The organism is Flavobacterium sp. GW823-FHT04A11, assembly GCF_058796535.1.
Genome location: NZ_CM179503.1, coordinates 3,684,603 through 3,699,704, shown reverse-complemented (window position 1 = coordinate 3,699,704; position 15,102 = coordinate 3,684,603). Strand labels below are relative to the sequence as shown.

General features: G+C 33.4%; 21 protein-coding genes. 4 read left to right on the top strand and 17 right to left on the bottom strand.

Annotated elements, in window-relative coordinates:
* Window positions 1-47: 47 nt before the first annotated feature.
* The 5 genes from AC3QL1_RS16075 to AC3QL1_RS16055 form a co-directional block, all read right to left on the bottom strand.
* Window positions 48-989 carry an AraC family transcriptional regulator gene (locus tag AC3QL1_RS16075; protein WP_492492934.1) on the bottom strand — a complete coding sequence of 314 codons (942 nt, stop codon included), beginning with the start codon at window positions 987-989 and terminating at the stop codon, window positions 48-50.
* A gap of 27 nt (window positions 990-1,016) precedes the next feature.
* Window positions 1,017-1,679, bottom strand: a complete 663-nt coding sequence (locus AC3QL1_RS16070; protein WP_492492933.1) for a hypothetical protein — start codon at window positions 1,677-1,679, stop codon at window positions 1,017-1,019.
* Window positions 1,657-2,742 carry an acyltransferase family protein gene (locus AC3QL1_RS16065; RefSeq protein ID WP_492492931.1) on the bottom strand — a complete coding sequence of 362 codons (1,086 nt, stop codon included), beginning with the start codon at window positions 2,740-2,742 and terminating at the stop codon, window positions 1,657-1,659. Before AC3QL1_RS16065 ends, AC3QL1_RS16070 begins: the two co-directional genes overlap by 23 nt.
* Window positions 2,743-3,117: 375 nt before the next feature.
* On the bottom strand, window positions 3,118-3,888 hold the full coding sequence (locus AC3QL1_RS16060) for an SDR family oxidoreductase (protein ID WP_492492930.1): 771 nt from the start codon (window positions 3,886-3,888) through the stop codon (window positions 3,118-3,120).
* 18 nt (window positions 3,889-3,906) lie between these two features.
* On the bottom strand, window positions 3,907-4,662 hold the full coding sequence (locus tag AC3QL1_RS16055; protein WP_492492928.1) for an SDR family NAD(P)-dependent oxidoreductase: 756 nt from the start codon (window positions 4,660-4,662) through the stop codon (window positions 3,907-3,909).
* A gap of 104 nt (window positions 4,663-4,766) precedes the next feature.
* Between AC3QL1_RS16055 and AC3QL1_RS16050 the strand changes: the two genes are divergently transcribed.
* Window positions 4,767-5,120, top strand: a complete 354-nt coding sequence (locus AC3QL1_RS16050; RefSeq protein WP_492492927.1) for a winged helix-turn-helix transcriptional regulator — start codon at window positions 4,767-4,769, stop codon at window positions 5,118-5,120.
* On the opposite strand, the gene AC3QL1_RS16045 is transcribed toward AC3QL1_RS16050, so the two are convergent.
* From AC3QL1_RS16045 to AC3QL1_RS16035, 3 genes are all read right to left on the bottom strand, one after another.
* Window positions 5,117-5,488 carry a hypothetical protein gene (locus AC3QL1_RS16045; RefSeq protein ID WP_492492925.1) on the bottom strand — a complete coding sequence of 124 codons (372 nt, stop codon included), beginning with the start codon at window positions 5,486-5,488 and terminating at the stop codon, window positions 5,117-5,119. The genes AC3QL1_RS16050 and AC3QL1_RS16045 overlap by 4 nt on opposite strands.
* Window positions 5,489-5,584: 96 nt before the next feature.
* Complete coding sequence (locus AC3QL1_RS16040) at window positions 5,585-6,322, bottom strand: SDR family NAD(P)-dependent oxidoreductase (protein ID WP_492492923.1); 738 nt, start codon at window positions 6,320-6,322, stop codon at window positions 5,585-5,587.
* A gap of 76 nt (window positions 6,323-6,398) precedes the next feature.
* Window positions 6,399-6,968, bottom strand: a complete 570-nt coding sequence (locus tag AC3QL1_RS16035) for a Crp/Fnr family transcriptional regulator (RefSeq protein WP_492492921.1) — start codon at window positions 6,966-6,968, stop codon at window positions 6,399-6,401.
* A gap of 197 nt (window positions 6,969-7,165) precedes the next feature.
* Here AC3QL1_RS16035 and AC3QL1_RS16030 point away from each other — a divergent pair, with 197 nt between their 5' ends.
* Window positions 7,166-7,606 (top strand): PepSY-like domain-containing protein, encoded by a 441-nt coding sequence (locus AC3QL1_RS16030; RefSeq protein WP_492492919.1) that lies wholly within the window; start codon window positions 7,166-7,168, stop codon window positions 7,604-7,606.
* A gap of 49 nt (window positions 7,607-7,655) precedes the next feature.
* Here AC3QL1_RS16030 and AC3QL1_RS16025 read toward each other — a convergent pair whose 3' ends face one another.
* The 8 genes from AC3QL1_RS16025 to AC3QL1_RS15990 all read right to left on the bottom strand — a co-directional run bounded on the left by AC3QL1_RS16025 (window position 7,656) and on the right by AC3QL1_RS15990 (window position 12,562).
* On the bottom strand, window positions 7,656-8,213 hold the full coding sequence (locus AC3QL1_RS16025; RefSeq protein WP_492492917.1) for a DUF4256 domain-containing protein: 558 nt from the start codon (window positions 8,211-8,213) through the stop codon (window positions 7,656-7,658).
* 11 nt (window positions 8,214-8,224) lie between these two features.
* A complete protein-coding gene (locus AC3QL1_RS16020; RefSeq protein WP_492492915.1) occupies window positions 8,225-8,671 on the bottom strand; it encodes an SRPBCC domain-containing protein in 447 nt (148 codons plus the stop codon).
* A gap of 163 nt (window positions 8,672-8,834) precedes the next feature.
* Window positions 8,835-9,500 carry a DNA alkylation repair protein gene (locus AC3QL1_RS16015; protein WP_492492914.1) on the bottom strand — a complete coding sequence of 222 codons (666 nt, stop codon included), beginning with the start codon at window positions 9,498-9,500 and terminating at the stop codon, window positions 8,835-8,837.
* Between the two features lie 314 nt (window positions 9,501-9,814).
* Entirely contained in the window at window positions 9,815-10,393 is a 579-nt protein-coding gene (locus AC3QL1_RS16010; protein WP_492492912.1) for a YdeI/OmpD-associated family protein, read from the bottom strand.
* Between the two features lie 16 nt (window positions 10,394-10,409).
* On the bottom strand, window positions 10,410-10,787 hold the full coding sequence (locus tag AC3QL1_RS16005; RefSeq protein WP_492492911.1) for a DoxX family protein: 378 nt from the start codon (window positions 10,785-10,787) through the stop codon (window positions 10,410-10,412).
* Window positions 10,788-10,915: 128 nt separating this feature from the next.
* The gene (locus tag AC3QL1_RS16000; protein WP_492492910.1) at window positions 10,916-11,386 is read right to left on the bottom strand and encodes an SRPBCC domain-containing protein; all 471 of its coding nucleotides are present in this window, start codon (window positions 11,384-11,386) and stop codon (window positions 10,916-10,918) included.
* Window positions 11,387-11,392: 6 nt separating this feature from the next.
* Window positions 11,393-11,716: an ArsR/SmtB family transcription factor gene (locus AC3QL1_RS15995; protein WP_492492908.1), complete on the bottom strand. Its 324-nt coding sequence runs from the start codon at window positions 11,714-11,716 to the stop codon at window positions 11,393-11,395.
* Window positions 11,717-11,833: 117 nt separating this feature from the next.
* Entirely contained in the window at window positions 11,834-12,562 is a 729-nt protein-coding gene (locus AC3QL1_RS15990) for a S24 family peptidase (protein ID WP_492492906.1), read from the bottom strand.
* Between the two features lie 87 nt (window positions 12,563-12,649).
* Between AC3QL1_RS15990 and AC3QL1_RS15985 the strand changes: the two genes are divergently transcribed.
* Both AC3QL1_RS15985 and AC3QL1_RS15980 read left to right on the top strand, forming a co-directional pair.
* The gene (locus AC3QL1_RS15985; protein WP_492492905.1) at window positions 12,650-12,844 is read left to right on the top strand and encodes a hypothetical protein; all 195 of its coding nucleotides are present in this window, start codon (window positions 12,650-12,652) and stop codon (window positions 12,842-12,844) included.
* Window positions 12,845-13,001: 157 nt separating this feature from the next.
* A complete protein-coding gene (locus AC3QL1_RS15980; protein WP_492492904.1) occupies window positions 13,002-13,181 on the top strand; it encodes a hypothetical protein in 180 nt (59 codons plus the stop codon).
* A gap of 110 nt (window positions 13,182-13,291) precedes the next feature.
* Here the strand turns inward: AC3QL1_RS15980 and AC3QL1_RS15975 are convergent, their stop codons facing one another.
* A complete protein-coding gene (locus tag AC3QL1_RS15975) occupies window positions 13,292-15,088 on the bottom strand; it encodes a S41 family peptidase (protein WP_492492902.1) in 1,797 nt (598 codons plus the stop codon).
* Between the last annotated feature and the right edge of the window lie 14 nt (window positions 15,089-15,102).

Sequence of the window (15,102 nt, the reverse complement as noted above, 5' to 3'; positions counted from 1 at the left end):
ATGAAAACAAGATTACAAATGACAATTTCATAATTTACTTTATTGGTTTACAGTAGTTTTATAGGAATATAAATATCGATAATATGAAGATTTTCAGGATGAAGTTTTGGATCATTTAGATGGTTTAAGAAGAAATTTCTATTATCAGGCTGGTAACCGTTTTCTTCAAACCAGACTTCATAAATATAATTCCAGGTTTTAAAACACTCAGACATAGGCGCTTCTTTGTGAAAAATGGCGTATAATCCGCCACTAATTACAGTGTTGCCAATTAATCCCTCGCCAATTGTTCCTTCAGGCACAGATAAACATACATCGGCCTGAATCATTCCATCAAGATTAGCGTTGCTTCGATAAACTGTAAGCGCTTTGGTGTCAGGAAAATTCACAAGATTTCTGGGAGTCGCCCAGTTAAACAATTGTTCAAACATTTTACCAAAAGTTTCGCTGTCATGGCTGTTAACATTCAGATTTCTAACATAAATAACATTAAATTCTTCTATTTTTTTGATTTCAAAATCAAGTTTCATTGCATCACTCATTTGATTATTTTTTAGATTATTCAATTTGAGTGCAAGGTAACTTTCGATTTCGGCTTTCATTTGTCCAATATTGCTATGCGTTATACCAATATTGCTATTTCTATGTAAATTACGCCATTCGGTAGGAGAAAAATCGTGTTGTTTCCTAAAACTTCTTGAAAAGGAAGAAATGCTTAAAAAGCCACAATCAGATGCAATTTCGCTGATTGTTTTAGATGGATTGTTCATTAAGAAAAAAAGCGCTCTTTCTATTTTTGCATTTTTAATAAAATCATTTAAAGTTATTCCCGTTACAGATTTAAAAATCCTGTGATAATGAAATTTTGAAAAACTTGAATAGGAGGCAAGTTTCTCTAAAGAAAGCTCTTCATGCAGGTTTTCCTTTATATAATCAATGCTTTTATTAATTCTAAAGTAATATTCTTTAATAGACTCTTCCTTTGTCATGCCGGATTTTTTTGGTACAATTTTTATCTATCGAAGTATAAAAAATAAGATAATTATAATGATCACAATTGGAATACGGGGATCAACTTCATCAAAAAGTTTAGGTTTTTTTTTGAATAAAAATACAGAGCCTGTCATAACCGTAATTGCAGAACAAAGTAAATATCCTAGTTCCCCAGCTTTCTGATCTCTATCATTTCGGCAATTGATATCCAGATATTCCTTGTCTTTATCTACCAATGAATGAATTTCACAAGTTGTTTCGCTATTAATAAGACCTGAATCTGTTTTTAATATTTTAATAGAAATAGTATCATTAATATCTATTGCGTTTAGTATGTCATCATCTTTCACACAACTATAATCATAACTTGAAATTTTGAATGTGGTTTTATTATTATAACATTTAAACTCAATCCATTTTCTTCCGTGTTTTCCTTTAATTTCTTTGAATTCAGGTTTCTGTATAATAATTAAATTTTCAATTGTTTCAAGTTCTGATGGTGTTATTTCGTAACTTCCATTTTTTAATTGGAGGAAATAATATATTGCTAAAAAGAGACAAATCACGGCAACGAATAAATAGCCTATTCTTTTATTATCCCAATCTTCCTGATTATTTTTTATTAACCTTTTACTTATTTTTTTTGGATATTCTTTCCGCAGTTTATTTTTTTCTCTGTTTATCACTTAAATATTTTCTTAGCGGAATATCATAAAATACCATAACCAGATAAGCAAGTCCAATTAGTAAAATGATTCCCGTGATTACAATTAAAGTCAGTTCTGTCGTTGTCGGTTTATGGTTGGTGTAATAATTTCCAAACATCCATAAAACGGCATAATGTGTCATATATAAAGGATAAGAAATCTTCCCGGAAAACACACAAATCTTTTTGAAACTCGGCGTTAACGAAGCTCCTGCACCCAAAGCGATCAGCAAAGGAAAATAAAACAACACGATTAAAGGTTCTGATATCCAGTTAAAATCTGAAAAAGGCATAACAAAAGCAAGAAGTAATAACACGGTTAAACCAATAAATCCAAGGTTATTTTTGATAATCCAGTTCGAACGGTAAATCAGTAATCCGGCTAAAAAAGAATAGGATATTCTGGCGCATCCATCCCAAAAAGTTGGACCGCTCCAGCCTCCCAATAAATTACCTGAATTATAGCCCACGTAACAAATTGCAAAGGCCGAAAGAATAGTTAGCAATAACAAAACGTTTCTGCCAATTCGATACAATACAAAGGCATAAACAATATTGGCGATATATTCCCAAAATAATGACCAGGCCGGTGCATTAAAACTAAACAAATTAAAACCGCGATCTGCAATTACAGGTAGCGGAATCATGAACAGGGAACAAAAAAATGCCAAAATAATTTTACCAGTACTATACAATTCCAAATGACCGCCAAAAGGATCAAACAAAAAAGCCAGCAAGCCTAATATTGATCCCGCAATGACAAGCGGATGCAACCTGATTATTCTGGATATAAAAAATTGTCGAAGCCCCATTTTTGCAATACGATCGTCATAAGCATATCCGATTACAAATCCCGAAAGGCAAAAGAAAAAATCAACAGCCAAAAAACCATGTCCGATAAAGTTTTGGCTTGGATCTGTGAAAACCCATTCCATAAAATGAAAAAGCACAACGGCTATGGCAGCGATGCCTCTTAATCCGTCCAGAATTTCAAAATGTTGTTTTGTTTGCAGAATTGTAGTGGAATTGGTGGTTGTATTCATTCTAATATAACAATCAGATCGTGTTGAATGTGGCGATATTGCCAGATCTGATGGGATTGCAAAGTATAGAAATTAATATTTAAAACAAAATTTGAATTACTATAAAATAGGAGAATCCACAAATAATAAAAACCTCCAAAATCAGCGAATTTGGAGGTTTCTTGCTAGAATCAACATTTTAGATATAATGTATAAAAATTTAATTAAACACATAGAAACATAGAATTTATGATTTTAAAAAAGTAAATCAAAAAGAAACTCGTTTCTCACACATAGCTATGTTTGTTAATGCAAGTGAAACGCCTTTTTTGAGTTTAATAATTCTATGTTTCTATGTGTTTAAAATATTATAGCAAAAAGGTTAAGATTAATAACTTATTTCATCAGACTAATATTAGTAAGACCGCCATCAGACAAAATTTCTGTACCTACTATAAAAGCCGAATCATCTGATGCCAAAAATACAGCAGCGTTTCCAATATCAGACGGAAGTCCTTGTCGGCCAACAGGTGTAATATCTATCCAAAGCTGTTTTACCTGTTCTAAATGTTCCTCTGGCACAAGTTTTCCAAAAACAGGCGTATCAATTGAACCTGGCGAAAGCGTATTAACTCTTATTTTTCTGGAAAGTAAATCCAATGATAAACCTTTTGCCAAAGAAATAATAGCCGCTTTTGCAGCACCATAAACCGCCATTCCCGGAGCCGCGCGATGTGCTGCACTCGAACCAATAAGAATAATAGAAGCTCCGTCATTTAAATACGGAAGCGCTTTTTGCACCGTAAAATAGGCACTTTTAAGGTTCAGATCCATATATTTATCATAACTTTCTTCAGTAGTATCGCTTACGGTTCCCATTGCAATACCGTCTACAACGCCACCGGCATTTACCGCAATGGCATCAATTTTTCCAAACTTTTCAAATGTTTTTTTGAAGATATTTTCCAGGTCATCAGAATTTGTGACATCGCCTGTAATCCCTATAAAATCAGAACCCAAAGCGTCAACGGCACTATTTAATGTTGCTTCATTTCTTCCTGCAACAGTTCCAACAGCGCCCGCATTTTTAAATGCTTCTGCAATACCAAAACCGATACCGCTATTTCCTCCTGTAACTACTGTTACTTTATTTTTTAATTTGCTCATTTTCTTAATCTTAAATTATTATAATCCGTATATACCGCCTGAAACAGTAATTTTCTCACCCGTAATCCATCCTGCATCATCAGAAGCAAGGAACACGGCCACTTTTGCAATATCTTCAGGCTGACCGGCACGGCCAAGTGGAGTAGTAGCAACAAATTTCGCTTCGGCATCACTGCCTGTAAAACCGGCACTTCGGGAACCTTCTGTTTCTACCACGCCCGGTAAAAGAGAATTGATTCGAATATTTCTTCCGCTGAATTCTTTCGATAAAGAAATGGTAATGGAATCAAGGGCCGCTTTTGTTGCAGAGTATACAGATCCCGTTGGAAGAGGTGTATTACTTGCGGCTGAACTAATATTGATGATATTTCCGCCATTTTCTCCAAAGAATTTCAAAGAAGCCTGAATAGCCAATAAAGATCCCAAAACATTAATGTTAAATTGGTTATGAAAAGAAGCTGAAGTAAATTCTTCAATTGGCGCATATTGATAAATACCGGCATTATTAACCAGAATATCCAATGTACCAAAGGCATTTTTTGTTTCTTCAAAAAGTCTCGTTACATCTGATTCTTTAGATACATCTCCGTGCACAGCGATGGCAGTTCCGCCGTTATCTGTTATTGCTTTTACAACTTTTTCTGCATCTTCTTTGCTTGATGCATAATTTACTACCACTTTTGCGCCTTCTGCCGCGAAATATTTAGCAATAGAAGCGCCAATTCCTTTTGATGCTCCCGTAACGATTGCTACTTTGTTTTTTAATTTGCTCATTTTTATATTTTCTAATATTATAATGCAAATTTAAAACGGATTAATTTATTTTAGTAACTTTGTAACTAAAAGTAACAGTAACCTCGAAGTAACAAAGTAACCTCATGGAATGTAAACCAATTGAAAAAGAACAACATAAAAAAGAGATGATGGCAGTTCAGGACTCAATGGACGTGCTAAGCGGAAAATGGAAAATCGCTATTATATCCTCGATTTGCTATTATAACAAAAGAAGATTTTCGGATATTCTGAATGATGTCGTGGGGATTTCAAACAAAATGCTGAGCAAAGAATTGAAGGAATTGGAAATAAACCAATTGATTAAAAGATCTGTTTTAGAAACGCAGCCTATAACGGTTCAATATACATTGACAGATCACGGAAAAACATTGCAGACCATCATTAACAATCTGACTGATTGGGGAATAGAACACCGTAAAAAGATTGCAGGCGTTTAAAGTTGTGTTGAATTCTTATTTTCCTCATATTCTTTAACCTGTTTTTTTGTGGCAAGACCTTTCCAGCTTAGTTCCAGTATTTCGGTCAGAAATTTTATGTTGTAATTATGTAACCACATGCAAATGTAGGGATAAGGCTTGAAATGATCCGGCAAATGAAAGATTTCTGGATGACTGTCCAGATATTTATCACGTATTTCAAAATCAAGTCTGATAGGAATAAATTCTCCGCTGTCATGAAGTCGGCACATCAATTTGCCGCGCACTTTTACAGATGGAGTTTCTTCGTGCGAGATACTCTCTTCTGCACCCGGAAATGTCAAAGCGATATTTTTTACAACATCAAAATCAGCGTAATTAAATTTCATTTGTTAGTCTGTTTTTTACGATTAACCTGGTTTAAACAAAAAACTCCATTAAAAATAATGAAGTTTTTTTGTTTGAAACGTTATGTTACGATTTTTTTACCACGGACTCACTTCTGAGCTGTCTTCGATATCATTACTAAAGAATTGTCCTGTTGGTGCATTTTCATCTGTAAAAGTATGTTTTACGATAAAATTTGCAGCACTTTCAACAGTTCCTGGACCAGAATGATGATTAAAATCTGTGGCAGTATAACCCGGATCAATAGCATTTACTTTAAAGGGCAAATCTTTCAATTCATAAGCCAATATAATCGTGTAAGCATTCAAAGACGCTTTTGAAGTAATATAACTGGTTGCTTTAAAATTATAATATTTCCAATTTGGATCGCTGTGCAATGTCAAAGATCCCAATCCTGAAGTGATATTGCTGATTCTTGGGCTTTCCGATTTCTTAAGCAATTCTAAAAAAGCCTGAGTTACCATAATTACGCCAAAAAAGTTCGTATCAAATACATTTTGAATATCGTTTATGGATGTAGTTACTGCGCTTTGAGGCAATGCACCGCTGATTCCGGCATTGTTGATCAAAATATCAAGCTTTCCTTTTTCGTTTTCTACTTGTTTTGCTGCAGCCAAAACAGATTCTGGTTTGGTAACATCGATTTCAATAGCTTTGATATTCTCAAATCCGTTTTTTTCTAATTCTTCTACAACTGCTTTTCCTTTTTCAAGATCGCGGGTTCCTAAATAAACAAATAATCCTTTTTTTGAAAGTATTTTGGCCGTTTCCAATCCAATACTTCTGTTTGCTCCTGTAATTAAAACTGATTTCATTTTTCTTATTTTTAAATTATAAAGCAAATTTCCGTCGAATAAAAAGATAATCTTTTGTCATTTGGCAAAAAGCAACTTAGCGAATGTTTTTTCTAATGCGGCTCAAAGAAGATTGCGTAATTCCGAGATAAGAAGCTACATAAGAAAGCGGAACACGATTTACGATATTCGGGTAAATTTCCAGAAACATCTGATATCGGGTAGTGGCATCTTCAGAAATTAACGGACTTCGTCTTTCTACTTTTTGTCTTAGTGCTTTCGAAATAAGCTTATGAACAATCGCGTCCCAGCCCACAATCGTATCCGAAAGTTCCCTCCAGTCTTTTCTTGAAAAAATAAGGATTGTAGCATCTGTAGTAGCCTGAACATAAGCCGTTGACGGAATTTCATTTTCAAAACTTTCTAGATCGACGACCAGATTATTTTCATCAATAAAATATTTCGTGATTTCCTCCCCTTTATTATTGTAATAACAAACGCGAACAATTCCGTCTAAAACAAAACCAACTTGCTGTGAAATTCTCCCGGCTTCAGAGAAATATTCGTCTTTTTTAAGTTCTAATGTTTGGATTTTCTTTAAAATTAAATCAATCTGTTGTTGATTTAAACTTCCAAATTGCAATATATATTCTATAATTTCTTTCATACTGCAAGTTAATCAAAGTTATTTTTATGGAATTTGTCATTTGGCAAAATATTTCATTCAGACAACTAACTACGTTTATTGTACAAAGTGAAAATCATAAAATTTGTAAGGAAAAAACTAAAAATTTCTTAAAGTGATTTGAAGACATTCTAACTTATTGTAAATTAGGTATTAGATAAATTTTAAATACACAAATCATGAAAAATAAAATTATATTGCTCGTATCATTATTTGGATTTATAATAACGGCAAACGCCCAGAAGAAAATAGAAATTGCTGAACTGCCACAACCGGCACAGGAATTTTTGAAGAAACATTTTAGCAATACTACCGTTGATATAGCTAAAAAAGATGCTGAACACGGCGAAAAAGGCTATGAAGTCAAGCTAAAAGACGGAACCGAAGTAGAATTCTGGAAAGATGGTTCGTATCGTGAAGTTGATGGCGGTGATAAGCCAATTCCAACTGCTTTTATTCCGCAAGCTGTAAAAGATTATGTGAAGAAAAATCATCCAAACGAAAAAATCACGCATATTGATTACGGTCATAAAGATCTCGATGTCGATTTAACCAACAAAATTGATTTGGAATTTACTAAAGAAGGAAAAATTCTAAAAGATGAAAAAGACAAAGATTAAATAAAAAACTCCATCAGTGCTGATGGAGTTTTTATTTTGATAGTAATTTTTAAACGCGTAAAGAACCGCGAAATCCTCTCGCTGCATAATAAGAATCTGCACCATTATGATATACAAAAACAGTATTATACCTGAAATCTGAAAAAATCGCTCCGCCAAGTTTCCTGATTTCCGGAGGCGTAACAATCCAGCTTGATGTTTTATTGTCAAATTTTCCCAGTTTTTGCAATTGTTTGTATTGTTCTTCTGTCAACAATTCAATTCCCATATTTGCGGCCATATTTACGGCGCTGTCATTGGGTTTGTTCTCTTTTCTTTTTTCCAGCGCTTCATGATCGTAACACAAACTTCTTCGTCCTTTTGGACTTTCAACAGCGCAATCGTAAAAAATATATTCATCTGTTTTTTGATCATAATCAACAACATCAGGTTCGCCTTCCGTTCTTTCCATTTCATCAAGCGACCAGAGTTTCTGCGGATTTGCTTCTAGTTTGAGCTGAATTTTATCCCATTCAAGACCTTGATGACGATTCATATTATCTTCAAAACGTTTTCTGAGTACTTTAAGTAATTCTTCAGATGCTTCTGGTGATAACTTGTTTTTCATGGCTTTATATTTTATTTATTAAGCATCTCTGCCAAATATTTTTCGAGTTTTTCCAGATTCTGTTTTTGTCCTTCGTCGGCTTTATGTGCTTTTACGATAACATCATACATTTCCGGAGAATCAAATAAGAGCGTCCAGTCTAAAAGGGTTTCTTTTCCTTTAGATTCAAACAAAACGGTTGTGATAAAATGCGGATTAAAATGCTCAAAAACGATTTTCTTATACGGAATAATCTCTTTAAAAATACTTCGGTTTGGAAAATTTGTTCCGTCTGGACCGTGCATCGTTAAATTCCATTCCCCGTTTTCTTCAAAATCCATTTTGTGAATCGTGTTGGTAAAACCATTTGGTCCCCACCAAAGCGTAATATGTTCAGGATTTGTCCATACTTCCCAAACAATATCAGTAGGAGCGTTCAAAGTTTTTGTGCTTCGTAATTGTCTGTTATTGTTTTCCATTTTAAAAGTTCAGGTTTAAGGTTTCAAGTTCGCCCAGCGTGGCAAATTGAAACTTTTTGTTTTTAATTTACTATGAGTTTTATTTTAAGTGAAACACCTTTTTTCAAAAAGTAAAGCTATGTTTCTATGTGTTTAAATTAAGTATAATATTCTCTGCTATAATTTATTTCTGTCTGCTAACCATTTCGTTTATCCAGATTGGCGCAAAAGGCGAAGTACAGCCTTTAGAAACAGGATAATCTTTGTAAATCCCTAATTTTTCGCCAATACTAAGCGCACGTTCGCGATATTGCGGATGATTAATTCCGATATTAGCCAGCGTATTATTCATCGTCCATTGTACTTCCGGGGCTGCTTTTGGCATTTCATTTTCTAAGCGATCCAAAAGGGCAGGGAAGTCCAGAGCATGCGGATTTCGAACAACGGCACCACTTGTAAGACTCCAGCCGGCGCGGGCTTGCATAATATCTTTAGAATCCATCCATTCCTGACGAAATGATTCAGTATTAGGATAAGTTTTGATAATATTTGTATAGAGCCAATCTGCAACATGAGGAAATTTTTCAGACTTCACGAGTTTGCTTAGTTCTTCCTGCGAAAGTTTTTTGGGATCCATAATTAAGATTGACAAAAACCTGGCGTCGACATTTTGTGTGTTCCAAAGTTCTAAACCCAGTTCGTGATTGGTTTTTATTTTTTTTGCCAAAGCCCGAATATCACCCATTTTTACACCAAACTGATTTTCTCCGGCGCCAAATTTCTTATTATGAGCCATCATTTTTTCGTTGCTCAGTGATTTAAGTTGTGCAAGTATTTCTTTTGAGTTCATAGTGAAAGGGTTTCAGTTTTAAGTTTTCAGGTTTCAGTTTTCAGGTTTCAGTTTTCAGGCTTCAGTTTTCAGAACTACGCTTCGCTCAGCGTGACAATCCAAGCTTTTTTCTTAACTATTAAAATTAAGAAAAATATTTTTTTTGAAGTATTCATTTACAAAGCTATGTGATTTATTCAAAGTGAAACAACTTTCAACACAAAGTCATGCTATGTTTCTATGTGTTTAAATTAAATATCGGGCCTGCGCTTCTCCCGTCCGGAAGCTTCGGGATCGGGACGCTCAGCGTGACAACATGAAACTTGAAACAACCCTTAGTCATTGAGTCCTTTTCCTTCAAAAATTAGCGGAATATATTTCTCCACTCTGGATTCTCTGGTTTTGGCTTGTTTGGGTTGTGAAAAATGCAGTAAATAAGCTCTTTGTCTTCCGGGAGTTAACGCTTCAAAAGCTGTTTTAAGTTTTGGATTTTCGTCTAATTTCTGCTGAAATTCCTCAGCAACCGGAAATTCCGTTGTCTTTTTTAAATCCACTTTTAATCCTGCTTTTTCAATTTCTACAGCTTCAAAAATATACTTTTTCAAGGAAGATTTTAAACTGATTATTTCTTCAGCATTCGTAAACCTGATTTGGCGCGCAGCCTGAACATTTTTGCTTTGCTGAATTAAAATACCTTCAGGATCCTGCATTAATGCGCCTTTGAAAAACAAAAAAGCACAATATTCCTTAAAAGAATGTATCAAAACAATATTGCTTTTTTGGTGCATATAACAAGGAACGCCCCATTTCAATTCTTCCGTAAGACCGCAATCCAGCACAATTTCTCTTAAAAGTTCTTGTTCTTTCTGCCATTTTTTGTCTTTCTCAAAATAAAAATCAACTTTTGGATTCATCTTATTCTATTTTAAATTAAACCGAAATCAATTTTCTCTCTGCAGGTCTGAAATACCAGGATATTATCGTTAAAACAATTAATAATGTTGGTCCAAAAAGTTCCTTTGCGCCGTCTCCACAAGCCAAATGTGAAAAAATCGCTCCCGACATCGCAAAAAAGAAACCTGCATAAGTCCATTCTTTCAATAACGGAAATTTAGGTATCAGAATTGCGATCACACCCAAAATTTTCCAAACACCAAGAATTGTCAAAAAATAAAGCGGATAACCTAAATGTGTCATCATATCAACTTCTTCTTTCAACTTAATTATTTGAACAATTCCCGTTGATGTCATTCCTAATGCAAGCCAAACCGTTGCAATCCAATAAATAATCTTATTTCTCTTTGTCATAATAATTTTATTTTGATGTAATTTGTTAGGTAAAAATTCACAAATGTAAAAAGCACATTTTATTATGCTTTGACCTCTTTTCGAATTATAAAATAAAAACGTAATTCTTTAAAAATGAAAATTTTAATTTATTTTTTAATCTGATTTAATACATCTTGCAATCTGTTGTGAGCCATATTTAGACCATATTCAAATGGCAATTTCAACATTTCATTTCGCAGTTTTACACTTTTGTAAACAATTTGCATTGTTAGTTTACTTTTTTCATCATTAATTTTTTCAAATTCAAGAAATTCAAGCTGAACATCAAAAGGAGAATTTTCCATTTCAAAAGTTCTGACAATTCTTTCGTTCGTAGTAAATTCATGAATCGTTCCGTTTGCTTTAAAGACAATATTGCCGTTTGCATCAGAAGTTTCAAACTGATAACCGCCGTGTTTTTTGTTTTCCAGCTTCAAAACTTTCGTTCCCATCCATTGTTCTACAATTTCAGATTCGGCATAAGCCATAAAAAGCAATTCTAACGGCAGGTCAAATTCTCTTGTAATAACGAGTTCCTGCTTGTTATCTTCAGCGTTTATTTTCGTTTTTTGTTCCATAATAGGCTATTTTTTAGGTTTATAGTTTTTCATTATACTTTCTAATTTATTAAATCTATCGTCCCACATTTTGCGGAACGGTTCAATAAAATCTGCGATTTCCTTCATTTTTTTAGCATTAAGATGATAATAAATTTCTCTTCCGTTTTGCTGTTGTTCGAGCAACTCACATTCAGTAAGAATCTGAATATGCTTTGAAATCGTTTGTCTCGACGATTCAAAATTTTCAGCAATAGTCCCCGGCGTCATCGCTTGTATGGCGACTAAACTTAATATTGCTCTACGGGTTGGGTCGGCAATAGCCTGAAAAACATCTCTACGAATTTCCATTTGTGCAGTTATTTGACTGCAAATATAATGCAGTTATTTGACTGCACAAAATATTTTCACTTAAAAATTAAATTGTATAGTATTACAGATGTGGTATTTATATAAAATAGGGTAGTACTAAAGCATTGAATTGATGCGAATACTGGCTTTAATCAAGGCTAAACCATTTATGGCGCTAATAGGTAAATCTTTAGATTCGCGGTGTTTATTTTCTGAAACCAGTTTAATATAATCTGTTCCTTTATCAGATTTCTGTATCCATTTTATCATAATAAATTCATCTTTGTCATCATTTATTAAGGTAACAAGATACATTTCGCCCCAATAAATATTTTCGATTGCGTGTGGAATTTTTTTATAAAGGATCATGTCTCCTGATTTTAAAAGCGGGTACATGCTGTCGCTGCTGGCGTAAATGGCTCCATCGCATTTAGGAAGATTTGGTATTGCGATGTGACCAATTGGGGTTTCTTTTATTTCCTCTTTAAACAGATCTTTTGCCGATGCAACTCTTTTTATGTCATATAGCGGGACTATCTGGTTTTTGAGCGCTTCATTTTGTTTTGTTTTTAAAAGCGGTTCTCGAGGTTCATTAAGGTGATTTGCGGTCGAATTTTCCGGATATGGACTACAAATTAGCATGTCTCCTTTTCCTGTTAGAAGCCATACTGGATCAATATCTAGACAATTTTCTACTATTTTGTTGAGAACTTCTTCTCCAAGAGTTCCGTTTCTTCGTAATTGTGTTCCTAAATAGCCGTTTGACAAGCCATTATCTTTTTCAAATCGTGTTGGTTTAATACGCTTGTATTCAAGGTATTGATAAAATCTTTCAATTGCTTTCATAAATATATAAGAAATAGTTTACTTTTTTGCTTGTTTTCATAAACTATAGTTTATATATTTGTTCTTACAACGGGAACAAACAAAGCAATGGACAAAGAAACGAAAAAGAAGAATACTTACAACAAAGAAATACTTAATCGTATTAAAGAAAAGTACGGAATTTCGAAAAGATTCATCACAATGAGCCTGTCAGGCGATCGCAGCAGTGAAATGACGGATAAAATCAAAAAAGATTATAAAAAAATGGAAATGGCTATTCTGGCACTTTTACAAACTTTATAATTTATTCCTGAATTATAAAATATTTATTTTCTGATTTTCAATAAATTAGAAATTAAAGCATTGATAAAATAAGCTTTTAATATTATTCCTGACAAAAGTCATATTTAAGAAAAAACTTACTTGCTAAATTTCAACTTACTAACGACAAAATTGCGGTATGGAAATAGAAATCATGCAAATAAAAGATAAGGCAAAATATGAAATCAATGGAAAACTGATTTATAAAGATCAGGCTGGTAAATGGCAATGTCACAGTATTCTTTTGCCGACTGAAAAAGAAGCCTTTAAAAAACTGGTCTCATTAAAATTTAATGACCCAAGGATTAAAATAAAATAGCATACAGCTTGCTAATATTAAGAGTCTATTAGTTAAGCTGTTGATTAGATGAGTATTTTTAGCATACTTTACTCATTTAAAAAAACCTTCAAAATCATTTATTTTGGAGGTTATTTTTTTTCAGCAATTAATTTCTTTACATATTCCATTTCAGGATCTTCGCCTTTTAAGTAATCTTCTATTTTAGGCTGAATTTCATAATCAGGAAGTACTCCTCGGCCAAAAGGAATTTCGAAGTTTTTATCGTTGATAACAAATTTACATAACGGAATTCTGCCTGTTATTTTTGAGTTTGGAAGCGTAAATTTTAAAAAACTGCCGCTTGAATTTCCGTAATAGCCGCCGCCGGTTTCTTCGCCAATAAATTTTGCATTTGTATAGTTTTTCGCCAAAGCTGCAAATTCGGATCCGCCGGAAAAAGTTAATCCACTGATTAAGATATAAATATCTCCCTTAAAATTATTTGCGTTTGGTTTTTCGCCAATATAATGTCCGCTAGAATTTAGAAATCTTCCGTCATTTGCCTGATAAAAATCTTGTTTGAGTTCCTTAATTAGGTTGTCTTTTTGATCTTTATAATCTGTATATTCCAGAAACGAATAAGTAAATGCGGGAATTTCGACATACTTATATTTTGGATATTCCTTGTTTGTCAAATACGATAACAAATGATCTTCCATTCCTTGTTCGCCACCTTCGTTTCTTCTAATATCAACAATTAAATGCTTGATTTTCTGATCAGAAATAGTTTTGAAATTCTGTGCCAGAAACTCCTGAAATCCTTTTCTTTTCCCTTTAAAATGATCAAGATTAAACGTATTTACGGTTAAAGTTGCCGTACTCGTTTTTTCATCAATTGTAAATGTTGATGCTTCTTTATAATCGTAATTCGGAATTGCTGCAATTGTATTTTTATAGAAATTAGTAAAGTCCTTGTAGTTGTAAGTGAGAATATTATTTAAAACGGTTTTTTGATTGTTTTCGGGATTAATCAATTCAATGCTAAACGTTTTATCCAAATCATAATATCTGGTATAATATCTGGCGAAAGCTTTTTCGATCCAACGGTATTTACTAGTAACATTATAACCGTCAGCGGGTTCAATGCTTAAAAAGTAATTTAAAATCTCATCAATTTCACGTCCGTTTATTTTAGAAATCTGAAAACCTTTTGTTTTTTGATTTTCCAAATCGTGAATCAGATATACTTTTTTGTCTAAAATTTTAACGCAGAGCGGGAGGTACGAGCCATTTTGTTTGAGGTAAACCGTAGTTTCATCAGAAAGTTTGATATTGCAATGTCCTTCTTTTGTAAAAGCAACAACCGGCGCCAGAATCCTGTACAAATCAAGCGCATTCATATTGGGTTTTATTTTGCTTTTTTGAAGCGTACAAATGCTGTCAAACTGAATTCTTGAATTGTACCAAAGCCCAATTCTAGTTTCGTAATAAGCGTTTTGGAGAATATTAAAATCCTGAAGAAGTGCGGGATAACTCAGCTTTTTCAGGTTTTTGGAAATTTCTTCCAATACAATTGAAAACTTTCCTTGTTCAGAATTTGTATTTTCATTTAATGGTTTTACCAAAACTGAAAACGTCTCTGAATTTTCAGGTGAAAAAATAACTTTTTCAGGACCTGACATTCCGTTTGGCGAATCTACTTCCTGAATTGTTTTTCCGTTTTTATCCTGTAATGTCACCACCAAATCAATTCCCTGCTGCAGGACAACGATAGAATAATAAGTATCTTTTTTTAGATTTAAAGTAAAGTTTTGCGCTTCATTTTTTTTTATAGCCAAATCATTTATGGGATGATTTAACTTTAAAACTGTTGCTTTATTTTGTGCTGATAACGAAAATAAGCTGCACAGAAACACAATAAACGGTAAAACATATTTCTTAATCATTTGGAAGTTAGTTA

Excerpts from the sequence above, each read along its gene's own strand:
- AC3QL1_RS16030 (WP_492492919.1), top strand. The coding sequence starts at position 7,166 with ATGAAAAATAAAATTATATTGCTCGTATCATTATTTGGATTTATAATA.
- AC3QL1_RS16000 (WP_492492910.1), bottom strand. The coding sequence starts at position 11,386 with ATGGAACAAAAAACGAAAATAAACGCTGAAGATAACAAGCAGGAACTC.
- AC3QL1_RS16025 (WP_492492917.1), bottom strand. The coding sequence starts at position 8,213 with ATGAAAAACAAGTTATCACCAGAAGCATCTGAAGAATTACTTAAAGTA.
- AC3QL1_RS16015 (WP_492492914.1), bottom strand. The coding sequence starts at position 9,500 with ATGAACTCAAAAGAAATACTTGCACAACTTAAATCACTGAGCAACGAA.
- AC3QL1_RS16040 (WP_492492923.1), bottom strand. The coding sequence starts at position 6,322 with ATGAAATCAGTTTTAATTACAGGAGCAAACAGAAGTATTGGATTGGAA.
- AC3QL1_RS16045 (WP_492492925.1), bottom strand. The coding sequence starts at position 5,488 with ATGAAATTTAATTACGCTGATTTTGATGTTGTAAAAAATATCGCTTTG.
- AC3QL1_RS16005 (WP_492492911.1), bottom strand. The coding sequence starts at position 10,787 with ATGACAAAGAGAAATAAGATTATTTATTGGATTGCAACGGTTTGGCTT.
- AC3QL1_RS16060 (WP_492492930.1), bottom strand. The coding sequence starts at position 3,888 with ATGAGCAAATTAAAAAATAAAGTAACAGTAGTTACAGGAGGAAATAGC.
- AC3QL1_RS16020 (WP_492492915.1), bottom strand. The coding sequence starts at position 8,671 with ATGGAAAACAATAACAGACAATTACGAAGCACAAAAACTTTGAACGCT.
- AC3QL1_RS15990 (WP_492492906.1), bottom strand. The coding sequence starts at position 12,562 with ATGAAAGCAATTGAAAGATTTTATCAATACCTTGAATACAAGCGTATT.
- AC3QL1_RS15980 (WP_492492904.1), top strand. The coding sequence starts at position 13,002 with ATGGAAATAGAAATCATGCAAATAAAAGATAAGGCAAAATATGAAATC.
- AC3QL1_RS16065 (WP_492492931.1), bottom strand. The coding sequence starts at position 2,742 with ATGAATACAACCACCAATTCCACTACAATTCTGCAAACAAAACAACAT.
- AC3QL1_RS16055 (WP_492492928.1), bottom strand. The coding sequence starts at position 4,662 with ATGAGCAAATTAAAAAACAAAGTAGCAATCGTTACGGGAGCATCAAAA.
- AC3QL1_RS15985 (WP_492492905.1), top strand. The coding sequence starts at position 12,650 with ATGGACAAAGAAACGAAAAAGAAGAATACTTACAACAAAGAAATACTT.
- AC3QL1_RS15975 (WP_492492902.1), bottom strand. The coding sequence starts at position 15,088 with ATGATTAAGAAATATGTTTTACCGTTTATTGTGTTTCTGTGCAGCTTA.
- AC3QL1_RS16050 (WP_492492927.1), top strand. The coding sequence starts at position 4,767 with ATGGAATGTAAACCAATTGAAAAAGAACAACATAAAAAAGAGATGATG.
- AC3QL1_RS16010 (WP_492492912.1), bottom strand. The coding sequence starts at position 10,393 with ATGAATCCAAAAGTTGATTTTTATTTTGAGAAAGACAAAAAATGGCAG.
- AC3QL1_RS16035 (WP_492492921.1), bottom strand. The coding sequence starts at position 6,968 with ATGAAAGAAATTATAGAATATATATTGCAATTTGGAAGTTTAAATCAA.
- AC3QL1_RS16075 (WP_492492934.1), bottom strand. The coding sequence starts at position 989 with ATGACAAAGGAAGAGTCTATTAAAGAATATTACTTTAGAATTAATAAA.
- AC3QL1_RS15995 (WP_492492908.1), bottom strand. The coding sequence starts at position 11,716 with ATGGAAATTCGTAGAGATGTTTTTCAGGCTATTGCCGACCCAACCCGT.